At 55.8% G+C, this 2,350-nt stretch carries 2 protein-coding genes; both read right to left on the reverse strand.

Annotated elements, in window-relative coordinates; translation table 11 throughout:
* On the reverse strand, nucleotides 1-1,223 hold a 1,223-nt coding region (locus Q0510_RS19455), incomplete at its 3' end, for an NAD(P)/FAD-dependent oxidoreductase (protein ID WP_298715477.1).
* Between the two features lie 19 nt (nucleotides 1,224-1,242).
* Complete coding sequence (locus Q0510_RS19460) at nucleotides 1,243-2,310, reverse strand: methyltransferase (RefSeq protein ID WP_298715478.1); 1,068 nt, start codon at nucleotides 2,308-2,310, stop codon at nucleotides 1,243-1,245.
* Between the last annotated feature and the right edge of the window lie 40 nt (nucleotides 2,311-2,350).

Raw genomic sequence — 2,350 nt, forward strand, 5'->3', positions numbered from 1 at the left:
TCGCACAACTTGAGCGCGGCCTGCCGGCCGACCTCGGTGGCGTGGAGCTGGACGTAGGGATTCGATTGATCCCACACATATCCTGCCAAAACGGAGCAGATCTGTTGTTTGATGAGGGGATCGGGATTTTTGGAGAAGAAGATGGTATCGAGTGTTCCCTCGTACCAGGCCATCACGTAAGAGCGGAAAACGTTCACGCCCTGCATGGTAGGCTCCATGTATTCCTTCTCCCAGTCGATATTTTCGCCCTGCAGCTTGCGGATCACCAGTTTGGACGCGGTTTGCGCGGAAACGGTGGCCAGTGTTACGCCGGAGGAGAAAATGGGATCGAGGAATTCGGTCACGTTGCCGGTGAGCACGAATCCGTCGCCATAAAATTTATCGGTAGTGGCGCTCCAGGCTTCGAGCTTGCGCGGTTCAAAGACCAGCTCCACGTCTTTGAAACGCTCCGCGGTATACGGCTCTGAAGCCAGCATGGCGCGGTACATTTCTTCGGGCGTGCCGGAGAATTTGTCGTGGAAAGTGTGGTCGCCCACGAACCCTACCGACGTAACGCCCGTAGAGAACGGAATGATCCAGATCCATACGCCTTTGTCGTGCACTACCGCGGTGATGCGGTTGGGCTCGTCGGCCATGGAACGGCGCACGTCGTTGGTGTGCGCGAATAATGCTTTGCGGGGTTGTAAAACGGACTCTTTTTCGAGGTTGAAGAGTTTGGGGATCACGCGGCCGTATCCGCTGCCGTCTACGATAAAGCGGGCTTCGATCTGCTTCTTGTTGCCGTTGGCGTCTTCCACCGTGGTAACGGAATCGGAACCGTTGAAGACGATGTTGGTCACGGTGGTTTCATATTCCACCGGAACGCCCATTTGCTCGACGGTGTCTGCCAGGGTTTTGTCGAAATCGGCGCGGGTTACCTGCCAGGTCCATTGCCAGCCGGGGGTGTGCTGTTCAGCAAAAGTGAAGTCGCAGACTTTTCCCTGCTTGACGAATTTCGCGCCGTACTTCTGCTGGAAGCCTTTTTCGGAGATGGCGTCGATGAAACCGGCTTCGGTAAGGGCGTCCATGCATCGGGGTAACAGACTTTCGCCGATCACGAAGCGGGGGAACTTCAGCTTTTCGACGATTTTCACTGAATAGCCGGCCTTGTTGATTATGGATGCGGCTACCGTACCGGAGGGGCCGGCGCCAATCACTAATACATCCACCTTTTCAGTTTGCATATGGAAGGGTTTTTGTTTTTTATGCCTTCACGCAGCGCAGCAGCGTATAGCTCAGCCCCACGTTGTTGTTCTCCATCACCACTTCCAGCCCTGCCGCACGGATGCAGTTGTAGAACTCGTCCGTATGGTACATCTGGCTGTTGCCGTTGGCGATGGCGGTAAAGTACAGCGAGGTCTGCTGCAGGCAGAACGCTGCGGATTTGAATTGTTGCTTGTCCCAGAAAGGTTCCAGGATATACACACTGCCACCGTCGTTGAGCGCTTCGCGGCAACGGCGGAGGATGCTGATGATCTGTTCTTCGGAGAAGCAGTCGAGGAACTGGCTCATCCAGATCACGTCGAAGCCTTGTGCGAAGGGCAGGCTTTCGTCGAGGATGTTGGTTTCGAAGAAGGAAACGCGGTCCTGCAAACCGGCCGCTTCAATATTCTGGCGCGCCACATTGATCTGCACGGGCAGGTCCATGATGGTCACATGCACTTCCGGATCGTAACCGGCGCAGGCCATGGACCACTTCCCGGTGTTGCCGCCGATGTCGAGGAGCTTTTTGGGCTTGTGTTCGAACACGATGGGCAGCACGCCGGGGAAGGCGAGGTCGGAGTAATAATGGTCGAAGTTGAACCAGCTGGTGCGGGCGGGCTCGGGAAGGATAGAAAGCCCCTGGTAGATGGTTTCCCACGGCCCCAGCTCCTGCAACCCGGCCGGGCGGCCCTCGGTGAGGCTGTCCTGCAGGGGGTACATGGCTTTGTAGCACACATCGTGCGAGAAGTCCATATTGATGCGGGTCAGCGGATCATTCAGGACGAAGAAACCGGTTTTGGTGAGCGTGTATCGTTTTTCGTTCACCAGCAGCATATCCAGGCCCAGGCCCGCTTCCAGCAATACACGCAGCGAATAGCGGGAAAGGTTCACTTTCGGCAGGATCTCTTCGATGGTGATCCCCTGCATACCCGCGTCGGATACGGCTTTGAGGACGCCCATATCCCTCAGCGCCTTGGAGGCCTGGAAGGCAATGGGAGCAAAAGCCAGCCAGAGTGCCTGTTCTTTCGCCTGTAGTGCGGTTTTCGTTTCCTTCGTAAAAAAGTTCATACGTTGATCTGCGTTTTTTTAATTTTTTACAATGCAGCCC

The sequence above is a fragment of the uncultured Chitinophaga sp. genome, from assembly GCF_937874145.1.
Taxonomy (GTDB): domain Bacteria; phylum Bacteroidota; class Bacteroidia; order Chitinophagales; family Chitinophagaceae; genus Chitinophaga.